This is a genomic window from Nocardia sp. NPDC059228 (assembly GCF_042754245.1).
Classification (GTDB): Bacteria; Actinomycetota; Actinomycetes; order Mycobacteriales; family Mycobacteriaceae; genus Nocardia.
Genome location: NZ_JBHZAL010000015.1, coordinates 128,256 through 148,799 on the forward strand (window position 1 = coordinate 128,256; position 20,544 = coordinate 148,799).

15 protein-coding genes and 1 pseudogene are annotated in these 20,544 nt (G+C 69.7%); 10 read left to right on the forward strand and 6 right to left on the reverse strand.

Annotation, left to right across the window (positions count from 1 at the left end):
• Nucleotides 1-28 precede the first annotated feature (28 nt).
• On the forward strand, nucleotides 29-1,150 hold the full coding sequence (locus ACFXKA_RS23425; RefSeq protein ID WP_379428889.1) for a hypothetical protein: 1,122 nt from the start codon (nucleotides 29-31) through the stop codon (nucleotides 1,148-1,150).
• Nucleotides 1,151-1,273: 123 nt separating this feature from the next.
• On the opposite strand, the gene ACFXKA_RS23430 is transcribed toward ACFXKA_RS23425, so the two are convergent.
• Nucleotides 1,274-2,404 (reverse strand): glycosyltransferase, encoded by a 1,131-nt coding sequence (locus ACFXKA_RS23430; protein ID WP_364610405.1) that lies wholly within the window; start codon nucleotides 2,402-2,404, stop codon nucleotides 1,274-1,276.
• Between the two features lie 598 nt (nucleotides 2,405-3,002).
• Here ACFXKA_RS23430 and ACFXKA_RS23435 point away from each other — a divergent pair.
• The gene (locus tag ACFXKA_RS23435; protein WP_379428890.1) at nucleotides 3,003-3,725 is read left to right on the forward strand and encodes a FadR/GntR family transcriptional regulator; all 723 of its coding nucleotides are present in this window, start codon (nucleotides 3,003-3,005) and stop codon (nucleotides 3,723-3,725) included.
• Between the two features lie 2 nt (nucleotides 3,726-3,727).
• Nucleotides 3,728-3,970 (forward strand): annotated as a pseudogene (locus tag ACFXKA_RS23440) (transposase); the annotation flags it as partial.
• A gap of 427 nt (nucleotides 3,971-4,397) precedes the next feature.
• On the opposite strand, the gene ACFXKA_RS23445 reads toward ACFXKA_RS23440, so the two are convergent.
• Complete coding sequence (locus ACFXKA_RS23445) at nucleotides 4,398-4,697, reverse strand: hypothetical protein (RefSeq protein ID WP_354832508.1); 300 nt, start codon at nucleotides 4,695-4,697, stop codon at nucleotides 4,398-4,400.
• A 1,006-nt stretch (nucleotides 4,698-5,703) separates the two neighbouring features.
• On the opposite strand from ACFXKA_RS23445, the gene ACFXKA_RS23450 reads away from it, so the two are divergent.
• The 5 genes from ACFXKA_RS23450 to ACFXKA_RS23470 all read left to right on the forward strand — a co-directional run bounded on the left by ACFXKA_RS23450 (nucleotide 5,704) and on the right by ACFXKA_RS23470 (nucleotide 12,206).
• Complete coding sequence (locus ACFXKA_RS23450; RefSeq protein ID WP_379428891.1) at nucleotides 5,704-7,227, forward strand: aldehyde dehydrogenase family protein; 1,524 nt, start codon at nucleotides 5,704-5,706, stop codon at nucleotides 7,225-7,227.
• A gap of 13 nt (nucleotides 7,228-7,240) precedes the next feature.
• Nucleotides 7,241-8,269, forward strand: coding sequence for a hypothetical protein (locus ACFXKA_RS23455; RefSeq protein ID WP_379428892.1), 1,029 nt, complete (start codon nucleotides 7,241-7,243; stop codon nucleotides 8,267-8,269).
• Between the two features lie 11 nt (nucleotides 8,270-8,280).
• Nucleotides 8,281-10,647: a GMC family oxidoreductase N-terminal domain-containing protein gene (locus ACFXKA_RS23460; protein WP_379428893.1), complete on the forward strand. Its 2,367-nt coding sequence runs from the start codon at nucleotides 8,281-8,283 to the stop codon at nucleotides 10,645-10,647.
• Between the two features lie 108 nt (nucleotides 10,648-10,755).
• Complete coding sequence (locus tag ACFXKA_RS23465; protein ID WP_379428894.1) at nucleotides 10,756-10,977, forward strand: hypothetical protein; 222 nt, start codon at nucleotides 10,756-10,758, stop codon at nucleotides 10,975-10,977.
• A 5-nt stretch (nucleotides 10,978-10,982) separates the two neighbouring features.
• On the forward strand, nucleotides 10,983-12,206 hold the full coding sequence (locus tag ACFXKA_RS23470) for a hypothetical protein (RefSeq protein ID WP_379428895.1): 1,224 nt from the start codon (nucleotides 10,983-10,985) through the stop codon (nucleotides 12,204-12,206).
• 100 nt (nucleotides 12,207-12,306) lie between these two features.
• Here the strand turns inward: ACFXKA_RS23470 and ACFXKA_RS23475 are convergent, their stop codons facing one another.
• From ACFXKA_RS23475 to ACFXKA_RS23490, 4 genes are all read right to left on the reverse strand, one after another.
• Entirely contained in the window at nucleotides 12,307-13,185 is an 879-nt protein-coding gene (locus ACFXKA_RS23475; protein WP_379428896.1) for an NAD(P)-dependent oxidoreductase, read from the reverse strand.
• A 151-nt stretch (nucleotides 13,186-13,336) separates the two neighbouring features.
• A complete protein-coding gene (locus tag ACFXKA_RS23480) occupies nucleotides 13,337-14,788 on the reverse strand; it encodes an FAD-dependent oxidoreductase (protein WP_379428897.1) in 1,452 nt (483 codons plus the stop codon).
• Nucleotides 14,789-14,957: 169 nt separating this feature from the next.
• Entirely contained in the window at nucleotides 14,958-16,475 is a 1,518-nt protein-coding gene (locus ACFXKA_RS23485) for an FAD-dependent monooxygenase (protein WP_379428898.1), read from the reverse strand.
• Nucleotides 16,476-16,539: 64 nt separating this feature from the next.
• A complete protein-coding gene (locus ACFXKA_RS23490) occupies nucleotides 16,540-17,628 on the reverse strand; it encodes a phospholipid scramblase-related protein (protein WP_379428900.1) in 1,089 nt (362 codons plus the stop codon).
• A 179-nt stretch (nucleotides 17,629-17,807) separates the two neighbouring features.
• Between ACFXKA_RS23490 and ACFXKA_RS23495 the strand changes: the two genes are divergently transcribed.
• Both ACFXKA_RS23495 and ACFXKA_RS23500 read left to right on the forward strand, forming a co-directional pair.
• A complete protein-coding gene (locus ACFXKA_RS23495) occupies nucleotides 17,808-19,025 on the forward strand; it encodes a hypothetical protein (RefSeq protein ID WP_379428901.1) in 1,218 nt (405 codons plus the stop codon).
• Nucleotides 19,026-19,190: 165 nt separating this feature from the next.
• Entirely contained in the window at nucleotides 19,191-20,540 is a 1,350-nt protein-coding gene (locus ACFXKA_RS23500) for a M20/M25/M40 family metallo-hydrolase (RefSeq protein WP_354832484.1), read from the forward strand.
• The last annotated feature ends 4 nt before the right edge of the window (nucleotides 20,541-20,544 follow it).

Consider the following 20,544-nt stretch of genomic DNA (forward strand, 5'->3'; position numbering starts at 1 on the left):
GGCCGCTGGGGCCCCGAGGTTCGGGAGGGTGTCGATGGACGAGGTGCTGCTCACGCCGCCGGATGCCGCCGAGGTGCGGTTCCTGGCGCGGGGTGTGGTCAGTGCGGCGGCGGGGGAGGCGGGGTTGACGCCGCTGCAGGAGTTGCTGGTTCCGGCCTTGTTCCTGTCGATGACCGGGCATCCGGTGGAACTGGCCGAGGTGCGCCCGATCGGGGCGGCGGAGTTCGCGGACGGCATGGCGCGGCGCAATCGGGTGTTCCGGGAACGCATCGTGCAGACCATGCTGCTCGCGGCGCTGGTGGTGCGGCCGCTGCCCGCGGAAGCAGGAAACCGGTTGCGGGAGTTCGCCGATGCGCTCGGGGTCGACGACGACATGATCGCCGTCGCGCAGCGCTACGCCGAGGGCGCGGTGGATCTGGCCGCGGTCGACTTCACCCGCAACGGCTATCTGGGCAATACGAATACGCTGCGGCTGGACGCGCTCCACACCGAGGGCCTGGACAGCTCGTGGAGCGCGGTCACCGACGATCCGGTGCTGGCCGGGCGCTGGGCCGAACTGTGGGACCTGCCCGTCGGCACGCTCGGACGCGGTGTCGCCGACTTCTACCGTGACCGGGGCTTCGTCACCCCCGGTCTGCCCGGTTCCGCGCCGCCACTGCTGGCCCAGCACGACTGGGTGCACGTGCTCGCCGGGTACGGAACCACCCTCGAGAACGAGATCGAGGTCTTCGCCTTCATGGCCCGCGCCAATGACGACCCGCGCGCGTTCAGCCTGCTGGCCATGGTGATCTCGCTGTTCGAGACCGGGTACCTGCGCGCGGGCGCGGGCCTGTTCGAGGCCGACGAAGGCCACCTCAGCACGCACGGCATGGCCGAACGGCTCGGCGATGCCATGCGGCGCGGCGCACTCACCCGGGGCAGCCACGACTTCCTCGACCTGGACTGGTTCTCGCTGGCCGACCGCCCGATCACGGTGGTGCGCAATGAGATCGGCCTGGTTCCCAAGGCCGGGTCGGCGCTCGCGGCGGGCTCGGCCGGACCGTGGCAGCCCGGCGGGATCACGCCGTACCAGCTGAACTCCTCCAAAAACGCCGCGGAGGCGTCGGGACGGCCCTACGTGCCCTGGCAGCCCGACCCGTCGCGCGACTGACCGGCTTCAGCGAAAGTCGGGTTTGCCGTGCGAGGGTCGCGCCCGGTAGCCCGGGTGAGCGGTGCGAGCGCCTTGCGCACTGCTCACCCGGCATGCTGATCCGTCGCTCCCCCAGGCGACCGGTCAGCCCTGACCGAGCAGGCCGAGCATGCCGGAAACGGCGGCGGGCCAGGTGAATTCCTCGGCGCGGCTGCGGGCGGCCCGGCGGCGTTCGGCGGCCGGGCGGGACAGCACGTCGGTGACGGCTTCGGCGAAAGCACGGGGGTGGTCGGCGGCCACCGCGCCGGCTTCGGCGGTGATGATGTCGGCCAGCGCCGAGGAGCGGCTGACCACGACCGGGGTGCCGGCGGCGAGGGCTTCGAGTGCGGCCAGGCCGAAGGTTTCGTGCGGGCCGGGGGCCAGGGAGACGTCGGCGGTGGCGAGCAGGGTGGCCAAAGCGGTTCTGTCATCGATGAAGCCGGCGAAGTGGACGGTGGGGCGGCCGTCCGGGAGCGGTGGGATGGTGCGGGCGCGGCGTTCGAGGGCGTCGCGGCGGGGGCCGTCGCCCGCGACGACCAGACGGGCGTCGAGGCCGCGGCGGCGCAGTGCGCTCACCGCGGCGATGCTGCGGTCGACCCGTTTCTCGACCGAGAGGCGGCCGCAATGCACCAGCAACGGGTAGTCGTCGGCGCCGAGATCGGTGCGCAGGCGGTGGTCGTGGCGGTCCGGCCGGAACATGTCCAGATCGACGCCGAGCGGGACGAGTTCGACGTTCTCGACGTCGATGCGGTGGAACTCCTCGCGTGCGAACTGGGTGGTGCAGACGACGACGTCGTAGTCCTCGGCGGTGCGGCGGTTGGCGGCGTCGGCGGCGCGGCGGGCGATCGGACCGGGCAAGATCTGGCCCAGCAACCGGTCGAGGCGCTCGTGGGAGATCATCACGCCCGCGATGTCGCGGCGGCGCGCCCACCGGCCGAAGCCACGCAGTGTCAACCGGTCCGACACCTCCAGCACATCGGGCCGCAGCCCGGCCAGGGTGTCGGCGACCCGGCGCGGGTCCGCTGCCCGGTAGCCGCCGGTCCACGGAATCTGCGGCGCGGGCACCGTGATCCGCAATACCCCGGTCGGCAGCACCTCCTCGGCCCGCTTCGGCCCCGGCACGACCAGCACCACCTCGTGCCCGGCGGCCGCATATCCCTCACCCAGGTGATGCAACGCGGTGCGCAACCCACCCGACCGCGGACCATAGAAGTTCGCCAGCTGAACGATGCGCACGAGGCCGATCGTGCAGGGCAACGGGTTACCGTCGGCACCCCCGGCGCCAACACCACATGAACACCCGCGTAAGACCCAGCGAACCCGGCGTAGTCGGCACCCCGCACCCGCCCACCGAACCTCACACCCCGAACCCCGCACGACCCACGCCACCAAGATCGGGAAGCCCGCAGCACGCAATTCCGGGCAAATCTCCACCACGCCGCACCCATGCGCTCGGTCGTCAGGGCCCGGTGCGCGGCACTGCCGCTCGGGGACCGCTTCGCCGGGCGGCCCGTTCGCGACGATCCGCCGATGCCGCGCTGCGCGGGTGCGCGACGCCGTAACCAGGAGCTCATCATGGGCAAGTAGAAGGGTTCGCTGATCTTGGTCAGCGGCGTGCTCGCCTGGTCGGCGGCTGCCGCGGCGCTACCGTTCACCGTCTCGACCCCATCCCGCACTGCAATCCGGGCTCATCGGCGGCTCGGTCGATCTGGTGCGCCTCGATCGCCCATTGCCCGGCAATTTCGCGCCGCCGCTGCGGCGGCCTCGTATGGGTCGTGGTAGCAACTGGTCTGGCCGCTTGACCTGTTTGGGTGGGCGCATTTAGCGTTCGAGGATGGCGTTCAAGCGGATCGATCGGCGAACGGTGCCGGACACGGTATTCGAGCAGCTCGTGGGTGAGGTGCTGGATGGGGAGTTGGCGCCGGGGGCGGCCTTGCCGGCGGAGCGGGCCCTGGCGGAGACGCTGGGGGTGTCGCGGCCGACGGTGCGGGAGGCGCTGCAGCGGTTGGCGCACACCGGGCTGGTCGAGGTGCGGCAGGGTGGGTCGACGACGGTACAGGACTTCCGGCGGCACGCGGGGCTGGAGATGTTGCCGCGGTTGCTGATCCGGCAGGGGGAGCTGGACCCCACGGTGGTGCGATCGATCCTGGAGACGCGGCGCGTGCTCGGGCGGGAGGTCGCGGGGCTGGCCGCCGAGCGCGCCGGGGCCGGGCTGGCCGAGGCGCTGCACGCGGCGGTGGAAGCGCTTGCGGTGGAACACAATCCGGTGACGCAGCAGATGTCGGCGGTCGCTTTCTGGGATCACCTGGTCGATGGTGCGGATTCGATCGTGTATCGGCTGCTCTACAACGATCTGCGCGCGGTGTATGAACCCGCGGTGGAGGCGCTGGCGGGGGTGATGGCCGGTGAGGTGGGCAGCATCGATCGCTACCGCGGACTGGCCGAGGCGGTCATCGCGGGCGACGCCCAGGAAGCGCGGGCGGCGGCGGATGCCCTGCTGGCGATCGCGGCGGAGTCGTTCGACACATTTCTCCGTCAGACTCGACCCGGCGCATAGGACGCCCCGCCCGTATCGGTGCGGCACCGGAAATCGACTGCTGGATCAAGCAGGTTCGTGCGGCCGGCCTCATCGAGCCGAAACCATGCCTCACCGGTGTCGACGAGGACCACGACGCCGTCGTCGCGGGCTTGACCCTGCCCTACAGCAGCGGCCCGATCGAAGGTGTCAACACGAAAACCAGACTGATCAAACGACAAATGTATGGCCGAGCGGGATTCGACCTGCTCCGGCACCGCATCCTGCCGGCCCGACCACGCCGGGGTCATGACCACCGAAAGTGCGAAGCTGGTCACCAGGCCGACACTGCCAACGGTCCAGATCGACAACCAGAGAAGGCAATTCGGGCCTGGCGGCGAGTTGGAAATCGTCCTCGGTCACATCCACAATGCGGACCCGTTCAGCGAGTCTCCGTGGGCCGAGCTCGGTGATGCGAGACTGGTGAGGGCTCGTATTCGAGCGGTCTGAATTCGTCTGCTGGGTGAGCGCGAAACCGCTGAGAGCAACGGCCGCCGCAACTTGCCGCGACCGTCCATCCTGTCGAGGGTGCTCGTTCAGAAGAGGTAGCTGCGGGGATTGACCCGCAGCTGTATCAGGGCGTCGAACGGGGTCGACGCCACCCGTGTGTCCACGGGCGCCGGTGGTGTGGCAGGTCCGGCACCACCGCCCGAATCAGGAGGCGGGCTTGGACTTGCCCAGGTTGCTGACACCATTGATCGCATCGAGGATGTTGACAATGGCGTGGGTGCCGCCGTCGAGTGCCGAGCTGCCGGAGTCGAGCATGGCCGAACCGGAGGACGAGCCGGCCGAACCCGAGGACGAGCCGGCCGAACCCGAGGACGAGCCGGCGTCAGCCGAACCTGCGCCCAGGCCGGTGGCGGGGGAGCCGGCAGCCGAGGCCACCGCGACCGGGCCGAGGAACAGGGCGGCGGCCGAGAGGGTGGCGGCGGCAACGATCTTGCGAGAGAACATGTATGGAGTCTTCCTTTCACAGACAGATAACGACGCCATCACGGCGCACAACAAAATGTTATGAAGAAGAGATCTGCAAATCTACCGCTATTTTTGTGTGAATAATCACCGTTAACAATGAGCTAACAGCACGTTTTGCTTAGATGACGCTATTTGATCTTCATTCCGCCCGCGAATTCAATGATCAAATTCGATTGCTTTTTCTACGGAGCCGCGTATCGGCCTGCGGCGGAGGAGATCTCGTCGCGGATCTCCGATCCCGGCACGGCGCGCCCTCGAGCTGAACGACCCACCCAGGGACTCGCCGGCATGACGGCGATACGAGGAGGCCTCGCGCAACGCGAGGGCGCGACATGCTCAGAACACGGTTGCCGTCCTCGACGTCTCTCCCGTTCTGTGCTATGGGGGCGACGGCTCTGCGTGACCCCACTGCAGCGCGTACAGGGCGCCGCCGCACCCCTGGTTGGTCGCGTCGGTGCCCGTTGACACGGCGTCCGGCTGCAACGGTAAGCAGGAAATCGTCCTCGGTCACACCCACTATGCGGACCTGTTCAGCGAATTTCCCTGGGTCAAGCTCGGTGCGGTGGTGCCGGATCCGCCACCGCCGGTGCCCGTGGACACACGCCTGGCATCGACTCCGTTCGACGCCCTGATGCAGCTGCGCGCAATCCTGGCAGCTACTTCTTCTGAACGGGCACCCTCGACAGGATGGACGATCGTGGCAAGTTGCGGGTGATCGTTGCTCTCAGCGGTTTTCGCGCTCACCCAGCAGAAGAATTCAGACCACTCGAATACGAGCCTTACCGGTCGGTCTCACGGGCCGACGCCCGTACCGGCCTGATCCCGGCGTGTAGCCCGCCGCGCGTGCCGAGCCCCGCCCCGGCGAGCGCTGGGCACAGCTGACCGATCCGGGCGACGGTCTTGTGTTTCGACGCTGGATCGATATATTGGTCTGACCACTTGGCCACCAGGCCAAGATCATCTGTCTGGACAAGGCGGTACGCGTATGACGCCCCCTCTGCAATCGCAACGCGAGGCTCGCGCCGAGCGGCCGGACGTGGTTACCCCGGCCGTGCTGCTCGAGCGGGCGCGGGAGGTGCAGCCGGAGTGGGCTGCGCTGACGGTCGCCGAACGGGTCCAGGTGCTGGGGTCGCTGCCGCAGCTGCTGTTCGACCGGATGGACCGGATCGCGGAGGGGATCGCCGCCGAGAACGGCAAACCACTCGCCGAGGCGCTGGCGCACGAGGTAGTCCCGGCGATCGCCCTGGCTCGCCATCACCTCGACAGTGCCGTCGCCACCCTGGGCGCGACCCGGATCAGCTCGGCGACCGTGCCGCATCGGAAGGCGCTGCGCACCCATCAGCCTTACGGGGTCGTGGTCGCCATCGCACCCTGGAACTTGCCGTTCCTGATTCCGTTCAGTCAGGTGCTTCCCGCATTGATCGCGGGAAATGCGGTGGTGCTCAAGCCTTCCGAGCTCACACCGCGGGTGGCCGAGGCGCTGGTCGAGCTGATCGCAGACTGCGGTCTGCCCGCCGGGGTCGTGCAACTGGCGGTCGGGGACGGGGCGGTCGGCGCCGAGCTGATCGCCGGGCGGCCGGACAAGGTGCTGTTCACCGGTTCGGTGGCCACCGGGCGGACGGTGATGGCGGCGGCCGCACGCTTCCCGATTCCGGTCGGGCTGGAACTGGGCGGGGTCGACGCCGCGATCGTGCTCGACGATGCCGACCTGGAGTTCACCACCTCGGCGGTGGCCTGGGGTGCGAATTTCAATGGGGGACAGGCCTGTTGCTCGATCGAGCGGGTGCTGGTGCACGACTCGCTGCACGACGCGTTCCTGGTCCGGCTCGAGGACAAGGTGCGGCGCATCGACACCGGGCGGGATCTGGCGCCGGCCATCGATGAGCGCCAGCAGCGGGTGTGGGAGCGCCATCTCGCCGCGGCGCGGCAGGGCGGCGTGCAGGTGCGCGGCGGAGAACCGTTGCGGGACCGCCACCTTTCGCCCGCGCTGGTGAGCGGTGCGGGTGTCACGGCGGCCGAGGTGTGGCGAGAGGAGACGTTCGGGCCGGTGACGGCGATCGCGCGGTTCGGGTCCGACGACGAGGCGGTGGCGCTGCACAATGCGACCGAGTACGGGCTCACCGCGAGTGTGTTCTCCGCCGATGTCGGACGCGCCCGCACGCTGGCGCAGCGGCTGCGGGCGGGCGCGGTGTCGATCAATGATGTTGCGGCAACCATGTATTCGACACCGGAACTGCCGTGGGGCGGGGTCGGCCGGTCGGGCTTCGGCCGCTCACACGGGGTCGATGCGCTGCTGGATGCGAGCTGGGTGCAGGTGGTGGACCTGCCGCGCGGCCCGGCGTTCGGGCCGAAACGGCCCTGGTGGTATCCGTACGGGCCCGAGCTCGAGGACGCCATGCGGGCGCTGGCCTCCGGCGCGGTCACGCCGCGAGCGGCGGCTCGGCTGCGAGGATACGGGCGGGCCGGTCACCTGCTGCTGGGCATGCTCAGCCGGCAGCCGAAACTCTGAAGGACGGGAATCGGTGAACAACCAAGTCATGACCGCCATCGCCCAGAACGCTCCGCGGCTGCGGGCGGGGGCCGATCACGTCGAATCGTGGTTCGTGCGCGCCAATGACCCGCACTCGCCGCGCGCGGTGTGGATCAAGGCGACCGTGCTCGCCGCGCGCGACGGGACCGCGCTGGCGCAGGCGTGGTGCAGCGTCTTCGACGGGCAGCGCACGCACGCCTGGTGTCTCGATATTCCCTTGGCGGCCGCACGATTCGAGGCGCACGCGATCGGGCAGGACGTCTCCGCCGGTCCGTTGACCCTGTCGTTGACCGGGAACGGCGGTACGACCAGCGGAAAGTTGTCCGATGACGCGCACACCGTCACCTGGGAGCTGAGCTTCAGCAAGGTGGCGGGTCTGGGTGAGCCGATGTCGCTGCTGCCCAGCGACCGGTTGCTCGATACTCCGGTACCGAACAACAAACTGGTGACCCCGTTTCCAGTCCTGACCTGCACGGGCCGGCTGGAGTGGCAGGGCGAGCACTGGGACCTCAGTGGCTGGCACGGGATGCAGGGCCACAACTGGGGCCGCGAACACAGCCCCGAATACGCCTGGGGCCAGTGCGTTTTCACCGATGCCCGGAGCGGCGAACCCTTCGCCGTACTGGAGGCAGCCTCGGGCCGCACCCGCATCGCGGGCCGCACCTCGCCGCTGCTGTCCATGCTGGTCATCCGCCGCGGCGACGAGGAATTCCGGTTCGACCGGATCGTCGACCTGTGGCGGCAGCGCCCCCGGCTCGACTTCCCGACCTGGACCCTGCGCATGCGCGGCCGACACGGCACCGCGGATCTGCGCATGCACGCCGAGCCCGAGCAGATGGTGTGCCTGGCCTACCGGAACCCGGCGCGCGACACCAGCTACTGCCTCAATTCCAAGACCGCGACTGTCTCCGTGCACGTCGCCCCGATCAACGGCAATGCCTTCGAGCTGCGCAGCCCGCACGGCGGCGCACTGGAATTCCTTGTCCCGCACCCGGTTGCGTCGGTGTCCCCGATCGTCTGAGAGAACCCGCTATGCCTTTGACCTTCTTCGAGACCATGCGCGGCGAGCTCTACGACGCCGACGGGCTGGCGCATCACGTGGCCATGGATCTGCGCTGCGAATCCGGGCACGCGCGCGGATTCGTCACCAATGGGCGCGCGCGCATCACCGGCACCATCCGGGCCCTGCCGTGGGCGGACGGCGCGGCGGTGCTCGGCACCCTGATCGCGCTGCCGGTGACCAAGCGGCTGATGAGCTACGAACTCGAGTTCCGCGACGACGCCGGCCGCGTCTGGCAGCTGAGCGGTCGCAAGGATGTGCGCTGGCTGCGCGGCGCGCACGCCGGCCTCACCAACCTCGCCACCACCCTGTCGTGCGAGGGCGAGCGGGTGGCGCAGGGGCGAATGCAGTTCTTCGCCAACGACTATCCGAGTTTTCTGCGCTCGTTCCAGCCATGGGTGTCGCTGCGCGCCGACCTGCCCGAGGGCCGCCATCCGGAGGGGATACTCGGCCCGGGACATCGCGAGACCCTCGCAGCGCTGGCCGAGGTGCTGATCGAGCCGGGCGGGTCGGTGCCGCCCGTCGACACCGGCACCATCGACCGGGTCGACACCTATATCGGCAATATGACCCCGCTCATGCAATCCGGGATGCGGGCGGCGCTGCGCGGACTCGACGCGGCAGCGCGCGCCCGGCACGGCAAACGCGCTGCGGCGCTGACGTTTTCGCAACGCCGGGCCCTGGTGGAGGAGGCCCGGCGCGGCAGCGCCCTGCGGCACGCGGTCGATGCCGTCGAGACTCCGTTGCGGATCGCGCATTTCGGTGACCGCCGCTATCTGGATGCGATCGGCGCGCCACGTTACGACGAGCCCGTGCTCGAGCAGCGGCCGGGCTGGATGGCCAATGTCACCACCCCGACCGAGCTGTCGCGGCGGGAGACGATCGACTGCGATGTCGTGGTGATCGGCACCGGTGCGGGCGGTGCGGCCACGGCAGCCCGGCTCACCGAACACGGCCTCGGCGTGGTGATGGTCGAGGAGGGCGACTACGCCGGCCGCGCACAGTTCCGCGGGGATCTGGGAGAACGCACCCAGAAGTATTGGCGCGATGGCGGATACAACCTGGCACTCGGCAATACGGTGCTCGGCGTCAGCACGGGCCGGCTGGTGGGCGGGACGACCGCCATCAATTCCGGCACCGCCTTCCGCACCCCGGACGCGGTGCTGCGGGAATGGCTGGACCTGGGCTTCCCCGGCGACTTCACCCCCGAGGCGTTCGCGCCCTACCTGGACGAGGTCGCCGCCGAACTGGGCATCGGCCCCGCCGATCCCCGCTATCTGGGCCGGGTCGCGGAGATCATCGGCGCGGGCGCGAACGCCCTGGGCACGGCGCACGGTCCGCTGCCGCGCAATGCGGTGGGCTGCGACGGGCAGGGCCAGTGCGTGCACGGCTGCCCGACCGAGGCCAAACGCTCGAGCAATGTCAGCTGGGTGCCACGGGCACTGAAGGGCGGTGCGCAGCTGTTCACGAATCTGACCGTCACCCGAATCCTGTTGTCGGGCAGCCGTGCCACCGGTGTGCTGGCCGAGGGCCAGGACGCGCACGGCGCGCCGCGGACAGTGGAGATCCGCGCCCGCGCGGTGGTGGTCGCGGCCGGTACCCTCATGACGCCGCTGCTGCTGCGTCGCAACGGCCTGAGCCTGCCCGCGCTGGGACGCCACCTGTCGGTGCATCCGTCCCTGGGCGCGGTGGCCATGATGCCGACGCCCGGAACGCCGTGGTCGGGGATCCCGCAGGGCTACCAGGTGGAAGGACTGGGCGATCCGCTGGTCACCTTCGAAGGCGTCGCCATCCCACCGCAGTTCGCGGCCGGCACGCTGCCGTTCCATGGTGCGCGGCTCACCGAATGGATGAACCGCTGGACCCACACCGAGCAGTTCGGCGCGATGGTGCGAGACACCGGCACCGGCAGCGTGCATCACGGTCCGGGCGGGCGGACCCTGATCCGCTATCACCTGACCCCGCGCGTCCAGGCCGCGTTGCAGCACGCCTGCGCGAGCCTGGCCGAGCTGTTCCTGCACGGCGGGGCGGAGGCGGTGGCGTTGCCGATCGCGGGGACCCCGCCGATCCGCACCCTCGATCAGGCCCGCACGGTCGCCGAGATCCGGTTGAGTCCGCGGCAATTCCGCATGATGGGCCCGCACCCGCTGGGCACCGCCCGGATGGGTACTGATGCCCGGACAGCGGTGGTGGATTTCGGCCATCGGGTATTCGGCACGACCGGTCTGTATGTCGTCGACGGTTCGGTCGTCCCGACGTCACTGGGGGTCAACCCGCAGGTCACCATCATGGCGTTCGCGCTCCGCGCCGCCGATCTGATTGCAGCTGACCTCAATTGACCGGATTCGCCCCGTCACCCCTCTGGCGCACCACCTGTGATCTTGGTAGAGATTGGTGTAAGCACACAAGGGGTGATCCGGATCATTCCGGAGGATGGGGACGAATCAATGGGTGCCAGAGCCGAACTGGAACGGGAACTGGGTGGGTCGCTGGCCGCGCTGGATCTGCTGACCGAGGGCGAGACCGCCGATCTGCTGGCGATCTTCCAGCAGGCGCGGCGGACCGAGAACATCGCCATGGTCGAGGCCGTCGACAAGACCGTCGGCGCGCTGCCGTGGCCGTTGCGCACGGCCGCCAAGAAGATCATGTTCGGCAACAAGCTCGGGTAGGGGCGATGAGCGACCTGGTCACCCGCGCACAGATCACCCTGCTGTCGCGGACGCTGCACGTCTCCGAGGACAAGCTCGCCCATCTCGAGAAGCTCGGCGCCGCCAACCTGCACGAACTGCAGGAACGCATGGCGCAGGTGATGTTCGCCGAGCACAATGCGATCTTCTCGCGGTTGTCGCTGCTGGTGCCGATCATCCCGCTGAGCATCTCGCTGCCGCTGGTGCAGAAGCTGGTGCCGCCGGTGATGGCCGGTCGCGCCGCGGGTGCGATCGGGGTGGATCACCCCCGGAAGGCCGCGGAGGCGGTCGGCATGCTCGATCCGGGCTATGCGGCCGAGGCCGCACCCTACATGGATCCGCACAGCGTCGGGCAGCTGGCCGATATCGCCCCGGCCGGGCCGGTCATGCGGATCATCAACGAGCTGCTGCGCCGCGGGGACTACATCACGGCGGGACCGTTCCTGGCCTATGCGACACCGGATCTGGTGCACGCGGTCGAGCGCGACGTGCACGACGACGAGGGCCTGATCCGGTCGGCGTCGTACTCGTTCTCCGGCGAGAACATCAGCGTGATCATCCGGCACCTGCTGACCGGCGAGGGACGGCGGGTTCCGAAGCTGGCCCGCACCATCCTGCAGGGCGCCAAGGAGTTGCGCCTGGCGGCGCTGTCGGTGTTCGCGCGCTGCGACACCGATGTGATCGTGGCGATCGGCGACATCCTCTTCGATGTGGGCTCGGCCGACGAGATCGCCGATCTGATCGAGACCTTCATCTCCGCCGGGGCGGTCCCGGAGACGCTGCGCTTCGCCGGGCAGCTGAGCCCCGCGACGCTGGACCTGCTCGCGGCCAATCCGATTCTGGCCGAACCGGAGCCCATCGACGCCGTCGCGGGCGCGGCCGACGGTAGCGGCGAGGCCGCGGTCTGGCGGGGTCTGCTGGAGCTGGCCGAGCGCACCGAGCCGGGCATCGCGCGCCGGATCGGCGGGGCCATCTCGCATTTCGACACCGCGACGCTGACGGGGCTCCCGGGGCTCGCGGCGACCGCGCACCTGTGGCCGCCGCTGCTGAAGGTCCTCGCCACCGCCGAGCCGGATGCGCAGTCGCGGATCGGGGAACTGTGGTCGCCGCTGCCGGCCTTGGAGCGCAACGAGATCGAGCAGCGCATCGCCGATCTCGGCCTGGGCGAGCAGTTGACGACACTGATCGCAACATTGCAGCTCACGCGATGACGTCGCCGACGCTGCGGCCCCGGCGACCTTCGAGTCGCTCGGGGCCGCAGCGGATTTCGGTACGCACGGATGGCGCGGTCACCGCCGAGCGTGCGGTCCGTCACTGCCCGCGCAGGGCCTCGATGCTGCGTTCGAATGCGGCCGCACCATGTCCATCGGTGACCTGACGGTCCACCAGGGAGGCGATCCCGTCGAGCGGTTCGGCGGTGATTCCGGCATCGAATGCGGCTCGACGCAACGTGTCCAGGGCGGTTTTGGTGAAGACCAGGTCCTGGAAGACATCGCCGGTGTAGTCGCCGGTGTCGATGACGCGGCCGTAGGCGGGCAGCATCTGGGACATGGCGGTCACCCACGCCGCCGCGCGAGCCGCGAACTCCGAGGCCGCAACTCCGGCCGAGCCGACCAGGGCCGCGCCCTGGAAGAACCCGCCGAACATGGCGTACATGGTCGAGAGCAGCGCGAAATCCCACAGCGCGGCCAGGCCCGCGTCGGTGCCGAAATATTCGGCCGCGCCCAGCAATTCGAGGGTGGGGCGGTGGGCGTCGAAGATCGTCTGCGACCCGCTGTAGAGAATGCTCGAGCCCTCCGCCCCGATCATGCCCGGGACCGCCATGATCCCGCCGTCGAGGAAATCGATGCCGTGTCCGGCCGCCCAGGCCGCCAGTTCCCGCGACTGTTCCGGCGAGGTGCTGGTCAGATTGAGCCACTGCTTGCCGCGGAGCTCGGCCGCGATCGGATCGAGGGTCTCGTGCACGGACGCGTGATCGAGCAGCACGGTGACGACCAGTTCACCGCCGCCCACCGCCTGCTCGGCCGTCCGAGCGGAAACCGCGCCCGCGGCAACCAGTTCGGCATCCTTTCCGGGCGTCCGATTCCACACCGTGGTCGCCACGCCGGCCTTCAGGAACGCGGCCGCCAGCGCCCGCCCCATCGCACCGAGGCCGAGTACGGTCACCGGGCTGTGCTGGATGTTCGTCATTACAGGACAACTCCTTGTCGCTCGTTGGCGAGTGGTTCCGGCGCGCGCTGAATTCGAGGCTGCCGGTTACGGAGTCGTCCCACAAGTACGCACAAATAGCTCAGCTACTTACGAAAAGGTTTGTCTCCAGCACAGTCGACCACCAGCCGCGCTACGCGCTCCCGCCGCGTTCGGCTGCGTGCCGCCCGGCGACACGGCCGAAGGCGAGGGCGTCGGCGATGTGGAAGCCGCCGTCCTTGCACCAGGAGTAGGTGGAGCTGACATTGCCCGCCGCGTAGAGGCCGGGGATGACCGCGCCGAAAGGATCGAGGACTTCGGCGTTCTCGTTGCGGCGGGGGCCGCCGTTGCTCCAGGCCAGGATGGGGGCCGCGGTGAAGGCGTAGTAGGGCGGCTCGGACAGGGGTGCGAGAGTCTTTGCGGGGCGGCCGAACTGGTCGTCCTGCCCGGCGGCGCAGGCGGCGTTGTAGCGGTCGACGGTCTGCGACAGGACGTCGGCGTCCACGTGCAGGATGGCGGCGAGTTCGGCGAGGGTGTCGGCGCGGTGGATCCAGCCCTTGCCGATCTCGGCGCTGTTGTCGGCGCTCCAGTCGTAGCCTTCGATCAGGCTGGCCCAGCCGACGGCGAGGCGCTCGCGACCGGGCACGATCGGGCCTGCGCGGCGGGCGGATTCGTCGAAGACGATGTGCATCGGGGTGGTGGGGAACAGCTGGTAGCTGCCGTTGATGCGGGCATGGCCGTGGCCCAGGGCCACCCGTTCGTTGCAGTAGCGGCGACCGTCGAGGCCGAGGTAGACGAAGCTGTTGGTGTTGGGGAACGCGGTGTAGAACCCGGCTTCGTAACCGGGAGCACGCAATCCGGGCAGGGTCATCATGTTGGACATGTGCCACAGGTCGGCTCCGGCCTTGACCGCCATGCGCAGGCCGTCGCCGGTGGCGGCGGGCGTGCCCCAGACCACCGGGTCGGTCAGGCGCAGGTGATCGCGCACCATCTCCGGGTTCGCCTCGAATCCGCCGGTGGCCAGCACGACTCCGCGCTCGGCGCGGATCCGCAGGGCGGTCCCGTCCGGTGCGGTGGCCAGCACGCCGAGCACCGTGCCGTCGCCGGTGATCAATTCGCGTGCGGGCGTCTGCAACCGGACCTCGATGCCGCGGTCGCGGACCGCCTCCGACAGGGCCGCCCACAGCAGTCCGTCACCCATGCGGCCCTCGACGCCGATCCAGCCGCACATGACATCGCTGCCGTCGAGGTCGGGGAATTCCGGTGGCGCGGGCACCGCCAAACCGACCGGGATGCCGAGGCTTTCCATCCACTCGCTGTTGCGGGCGGTCTCCTGCGCCCACACCCGCACCACCGGTTCCGGGATCGGCCGCCCGGCACTGAGGCTGTGCAGGTAGACCGCGGCCCGCTCGGGATCGCGGTTGTCGAACCACACCGCGCCCGACACCCGGGTGCTGCCACCGGCCCGGCCACCGGATTCCTTGTCCAGCACCAGCACTCGCGCCCCGGCATCATGGGCCGCGACGGCGGCCGCGCAGCCCGCCCCGCCGAATCCCACGACCACCACATCGGCCTCGACATCCCACGCCACACCCCAGTCGGCCACGACCGCACCGTCCTTCCATCTCGTCCACCGCGAACGGTCCCAGCCCGTCGCGCCGACCGAAAACGGTTGTCTCACTCACCGGATACCACCGGCACGGCCACGGGAACTGCCGGCGCCGGCCGCGGTGGTGGGGTGAGCTGCCCACCGCGGGCCGGCGCCGCGGGGCCGGTCACGCCGGGCTGCCGAACCAGGTGGTCAAGGCCTGTTCGAGCCCGTGCGGCTCGGCGGAGGTCCAGGCGACGATGCCGTCGGGGCGGATCAGCAGCGACAGCGGCTCGCGCGGCTGAGCGGGCTTGGCGGTGACGATCCGGATGCGATCCGCCCACGGCTCGACCTGGGCGCGCAGGGCGGGGGAATCGGTCGGATCCAGCAGCACGCCACGGCCGTCGGCGAAGTGACCGGACACGCTCGTGTCGTCGGACAGCTCGAAATCGGGTGTGGCCGCACCGACCAGCGGGTCAGCGCTGCCCAGGTCGTAGCGGTGCAGCACGCCGGAGAGCTTCTTCACCACCTGCGTGGTGGCCGCCGGGGTGTCGAGCAGGTCGGTGGTGACAGCGCGCAGCGCCCGGCTGCGCGGATCGGTGCGCATGAGCGCGATCTGCGCGCGCGTCCAGTCCAGCACCCAGGCGCCGATCGGGTGGCGTTCGCGAGTATAGGTGTCCAGCAACGTCTCCGGGGATCGGCCGCGGATCACGGCGGCCAGCTTCCAGCCCAGGTTGACCGCATCGCCGATACCCAGGTTCAGGCCCTGGCCGCCGAACGGGGAGTGCACGTGGGCGGCGTCGCCGGCCAGCAGGACCCGGCCGCTGCGGTAGTCGGGGACCTGACGGGTGTTGTCGGTGAAGCGGGTGGCCGAAACCACCGTGGAGATCTGCACTTTCACGCCGGTGACGCGTTCGAAGCTGTCCTCGAGCTCGCGGGCGGTGACCGGGTTGGTGCGGTCGGCGGGCGGGCCGTCGAGTTCCACGGTCAGGATGCGGCCGGGTTGGGGGCCGTTGACGAAGATGCCGGTGGGGGTGGTGTGCCAGCCCAGGGGCACGTTCTCCGCGCCGGTCATCTCGACCAGGGCCTGGCGGCCGGTGATTTCGGGGCCCAGGCCGGGGAATTCGAATCCGGCCAGTTTGCGCACGGTGCTGCGGCCGCCGTCGCAACCGACCAGCCAGCCGGCGCGCACGGTGTGCCCGCCGCAGTCGACGGTGACACCGAGGCCGTCGTCGTCGAATCCGGTCAGCTCGACCCCGCGCCGCACCGGTACTCCGAGGTCGGCGGCGCGGCGGGCCAGGACGGCCTCGATGGTCTGCTGATCGAGAAAGCGGTATTCGGCCGCCGGGCCCAGATCGGCGAAGGCCGGATCCGCACCGTCGACATTGCCGGCCCACAGCATGATCCCGGCGAAGTGCGCACCGGCCGGTGTACGCCGCGGCGCGGTGGGAACCGCTGCGCCCGCGAACATCTGGCCCATGCGGGCCAGCGCCGCCTCGTGGGCCGCCCGCAGCTCCGGCACCAGCCCGCGCCGGCCCAGCGCCTGGGCGGTGGGCACGTTGATCGCGCCCGCCTTGATCGTCGTATCGGGTTCGGCGAGGCGCTCGACGACCAGCACGTCCACCCCCGCCAGCCGCAGCTCGCAGGCCAGCATCAGCCCGACCGGTCCGGCCCCGGCCACCACCACATCTCGTGTCTCATCCATGAGAATCACTGTGGTGGTGGCCGATCACCGGGCGCTTGCGTCGGCTTGCGCGCCGCTTGCGCGGTCAGTTCCAGCCGCGCGAATCCTGTTTCAGGGCGGTGTCGATGGCCAGGCCGGAAGCCACCACCATGGACAGCAGCGGCTGGGGGAGCTGGCGGTGGATCTGCACGACATAGTTGTCGGCGGTGGTGAACATGGTCTTGAGCAGGCCCTCCCACGTCTTGGTGATGCGGGCGACCTCCTGACCGGTGTGGTCGTGGATGGCGAAGTTCCAGGCCCGCCAGTTCTCGGCGCGGATACCGCCGATCTGCTGACCGTTGACCACGAAGGCGAAGTTGATCTTGCCGATCATGTTCTCCTGGATGATCTCACCGATCGGCGCGCCATTGCCGTGCTCGAGCAGGAACTTCGACTTGAAGACCTTGGCCGGGCGGGTGATTCGCATCAGGCACTGGCCGTGCGCGTCGCGGATCTCCAGCTTGTGGGTCATGAACTGGTCGTAGCTGGACAGGAAGCGCACGGCCTTCTTCAGCGCGCTCTGCCCGACCTCGGCGACCGCGCCGATCTGGCGGCCGTGCTGGTCGAAGACGCTGTACTCGTTGACCATTTCGATCAACTTGACCTTCTGGTTCACCACCAGCACGGGTTCGGTGAACACGGTGCCGCCACCGGCCTGGGCGGGGGCGATCCCGGCCTGCTGCTGCACCTGGCGCTGAATGCCGGCGGGGTTGTCGGCGCTGCCGACCTCGAGCTCCCAGGGGCTGGCCTCACTGCGACCGCCGAACTGCTGCGGTTGCGCGCCATAGGGCTGGCCCGGCTGCTGCGGGTGTGGCGGGCGCTGACCGTATTGCTGTTGCGGCTGTTGGGCATACTGCTGCTGGGGCTGGTGGCCGTACTGCTGTTGGGGCTGTTGGCCGTATTGCTGCTGAGGTTGCGGCGCGTACTGCTGCTGGACCTGGTGCGGCTGCGACTGCTGAGCGTGCGGCTGGTTCGGCTGCTGCGCGAACTGGTCGGACCGGGGCCGATCCGGTTGCTGCGGCGCCGGCGCCGGTTGCTGCTGGGGCTGAGTGTGATTCGTCCATTGGCTGCCGTCCCACCAGCGGAGCACTGGAGATCCGGGACGCTCGGGGTACCACCCCGCGGGTTGACTCATGGCCGCATCCTAACGGTGTACAGGGACTCTGCACTTTTTGCACTTTTCGCCCCGCGGTCACCTCTATGATGGGCGGTCGACATCCGGAGGCCCAGCTCGGGTCAACCGGGGAACGGGGAAAGTATGTCCGCCACAGTCGAATTCGCGGGTTGCCACGCGTACACGGTGCGGCCGGGCTTATGACCGAACTGGTGACGCGAGCCCAGCTCGTCCTCCTGGCCCGGACCCTGCACGTGCCGGTGGAACGGCTCGCCCACCTCGAACGCCTCGGCCCGCATCGCCTGCACGAGCTGCAACAACGCATGGCGGGCAACCTCTTCGACCGGCACGCGCCGGTGTTCGAGCGCATCGCCAAGCTGGTCCCCGTCATCCCGCTGAGCATCTCGCTGCCGATCGTGCAGCGGCTGGTGCCGCCCACCATGACCGGGCGCGCGGCCGGCGCGATCGGAGTGAAGTATCCGGCCAAGGCGATCGAGGCGCTGCTGCGGCTGGACGTCGGATACGCCGCGGACTGTGCGCCGTATCTGGATCCGCGCACGGTCGGCCAGCTCGCCGACGACGCACCGCCCGCGCCGGTGGTGGCGATCGTGAACGAGCTGCTGGCCCGGCGCGACTACATCACCGCGGGGCCGTTCCTGGCCTATGCGACACCGGAATTGATCCAGGCGGTCGAGGAGGGGGTGCCCGATGACGAGGGCCTCATCCGCTCGGCCGCCTACGCGTATTCGGGGGAATCGCTCAGTGCGGTGATGCGGCAGCTGCTCGCGGGCAGCGGTCAGCGGGTGCCGCGGCTGCTGGGCACGGTCATCAATGGTTCCAAGGAGTTACGGCTCGCGGCGCTGTCGGTGTTCGCGCGCTGCGCCCCCGATGTGATCGCCGCGGTGGGCGACATCCTCTTCGAGGTGGCCCCGCCCTCGGCGGTGGCGGACCTGATCGCCACCTATATCGCAGCCGGCGCCACCGACGACATGCTGCGCTTCTTCGGACGGCTGAGCCCGAATGCCCTGACCCGGCTGGCCCTCAACCCGGTGCTGCCGGAGATCGCCGAGACCCTCGTCGACGCCGTCGACGGCAGCAGCGACCTGGCGGTGTGGCGCGGGGTTCTCGAACCCCTGGCGCGCACTCCCGCCGAGGTGCGCCGCCGGGCGGGCCTGCGCCTGGCCACCCTCGACGCCCCGACGCTGCTCATGCTGCCTGCGCTGGCCCAGACCGCCCGGTTGTGGCCGCCGCTGCTGTGGGTGCTGTCCGCGACCGATGTCGAGGTCCAGGCCCGCGTGGGCGAGCTGTGGGCCACCGCCACCCGCCTGGACCTCGAGGTTCTCGAACGCCGCATCGCCGACCAGCACCTGGATTCGCTGCTGGCCACGCTGACCAACACGATCCGTTTCCTGCGCTGAGCGGCCGCCGTCGGCGATCGGGCGCGCGGGTGCCGTCCCGCCGGGTACGGGAACCCTTGTGCCACGGATGATTCCAACTCCCGGTCGTCGTTCGACCTGCGGCGGGGCGGGTCGTGCGGGCGGCGGTGGGCGACGGGGTGCCGGGGAGGTGGTAGGAAAGGTGACGTGTCCGAAACCGCCGAAACCCGCACCCCTCGCGCCGTCTCGGAAGTGGTGGACCTGGTCAGCGCGCTGATCCGGTTCGACACCTCCAATACCGGCGAACTGGAAACCACCAAGGGCGAGCGCGAATGCGCGCAGTGGGTGGCCGCACAGCTCGAGGAGGCCGGGTACACCACCGAATACGTCGAATCGGGTGCGCCGGGACGCGGCAATGTGTTCGCGCGGCTGCAGGGCGCGGACTCCTCACGCGGGGCCCTGATGATCCACGGGCATCTCGACGTGGTGCCCGCCGAGGCCGCCGACTGGAGTGTGCACCCGTTCTCCGGCGCGGTGCGCGACGGCTACGTGTGGGGCCGCGGGGCCATCGACATGAAGGACATGGTCGGCATGATGCTGGCGGTGGCCCGCCAGTTCAAGATCGAGGGCACGGTACCGCCGCGCGACATCGTGTGGGCGTTCGTGGCCGACGAGGAGAACGGCGGGCGCTGGGGCTGCCAGTGGCTGGTCGAGCATCGGCCCGACCTGTTCGAGGGCATCACCGAGGCGGTCGGCGAGGTCGGCGGATTCTCACTGACCGTGCCGCGGCCCGACGGCAGCGAGCGGCGGCTGTATCTGGTCGAGACCGCGGAGAAGGGCCTGGGCTGGATGCGGTTGCGCGCCAAGGCTCGTGCCGGGCACGGCTCGTTCCTGCACGAGGACAACGCGGTGACGATCCTGTCGCAGGCGGTGGCGCGGCTGGGCACCCACACCTTCCCGCTGGTGGTCTCCGATTCGGTCGCGGAGTTCCTGGCCGCCGTCGCCGAGGAGTCCGGGCTCGAATTCGATCCCGGCTCACCGGATATCGAGGGTCAGCTGGCCAAACTGGGCACCATCTCCCGCATCATCGGCGCGACCCTGCGCGACACCGCCAACCCGACCATGCTGCGGGCGGGCTACAAGGCCAATGTGATTCCGCAGACCGCCGAGGCCGTCGTCGACTGCCGGGTGGTGCCGGGACGGCAGGCCGAATTCGAGCGGGAGGTGGACGCGCTCATCGGACCGGATGTGGAACGGGAATGGATCACCAAGCTCGACTCCTACGAGACCACCTTCGACGGGCACCTCGTGGACGCCATGAACGACGCCATCCTGGCCCACGATCCGAACGGGCGCACCGTGCCCTACATGCTCTCCGGCGGCACCGACGCGAAAGCCTTCGCCAAGTTGGGGATTCGCTGCTTCGGCTTCGCGCCGCTGCGACTGCCGCCCGAACTGGACTTCTCCGCCCTGTTCCACGGGGTCGACGAGCGGGTTCCGGTGGAATCGCTCGAATTCGGCACCCGTGTACTGGAACACTTCCTGTTGCACAGCTGACGAT

Excerpts from the sequence above, each read along its gene's own strand:
- ACFXKA_RS23495 (WP_379428901.1), top strand. The coding sequence starts at position 17,808 with ATGACCGAACTGGTGACGCGAGCCCAGCTCGTCCTCCTGGCCCGGACC.
- ACFXKA_RS23470 (WP_379428895.1), top strand. The coding sequence starts at position 10,983 with ATGAGCGACCTGGTCACCCGCGCACAGATCACCCTGCTGTCGCGGACG.
- ACFXKA_RS23460 (WP_379428893.1), top strand. The coding sequence starts at position 8,281 with ATGCCTTTGACCTTCTTCGAGACCATGCGCGGCGAGCTCTACGACGCC.
- ACFXKA_RS23490 (WP_379428900.1), bottom strand. The coding sequence starts at position 17,628 with ATGAGTCAACCCGCGGGGTGGTACCCCGAGCGTCCCGGATCTCCAGTG.
- ACFXKA_RS23475 (WP_379428896.1), bottom strand. The coding sequence starts at position 13,185 with ATGACGAACATCCAGCACAGCCCGGTGACCGTACTCGGCCTCGGTGCG.
- ACFXKA_RS23450 (WP_379428891.1), top strand. The coding sequence starts at position 5,704 with ATGACGCCCCCTCTGCAATCGCAACGCGAGGCTCGCGCCGAGCGGCCG.
- ACFXKA_RS23485 (WP_379428898.1), bottom strand. The coding sequence starts at position 16,475 with ATGGATGAGACACGAGATGTGGTGGTGGCCGGGGCCGGACCGGTCGGG.
- ACFXKA_RS23445 (WP_354832508.1), bottom strand. The coding sequence starts at position 4,697 with ATGTTCTCTCGCAAGATCGTTGCCGCCGCCACCCTCTCGGCCGCCGCC.
- ACFXKA_RS23465 (WP_379428894.1), top strand. The coding sequence starts at position 10,756 with ATGGGTGCCAGAGCCGAACTGGAACGGGAACTGGGTGGGTCGCTGGCC.
- ACFXKA_RS23435 (WP_379428890.1), top strand. The coding sequence starts at position 3,003 with ATGGCGTTCAAGCGGATCGATCGGCGAACGGTGCCGGACACGGTATTC.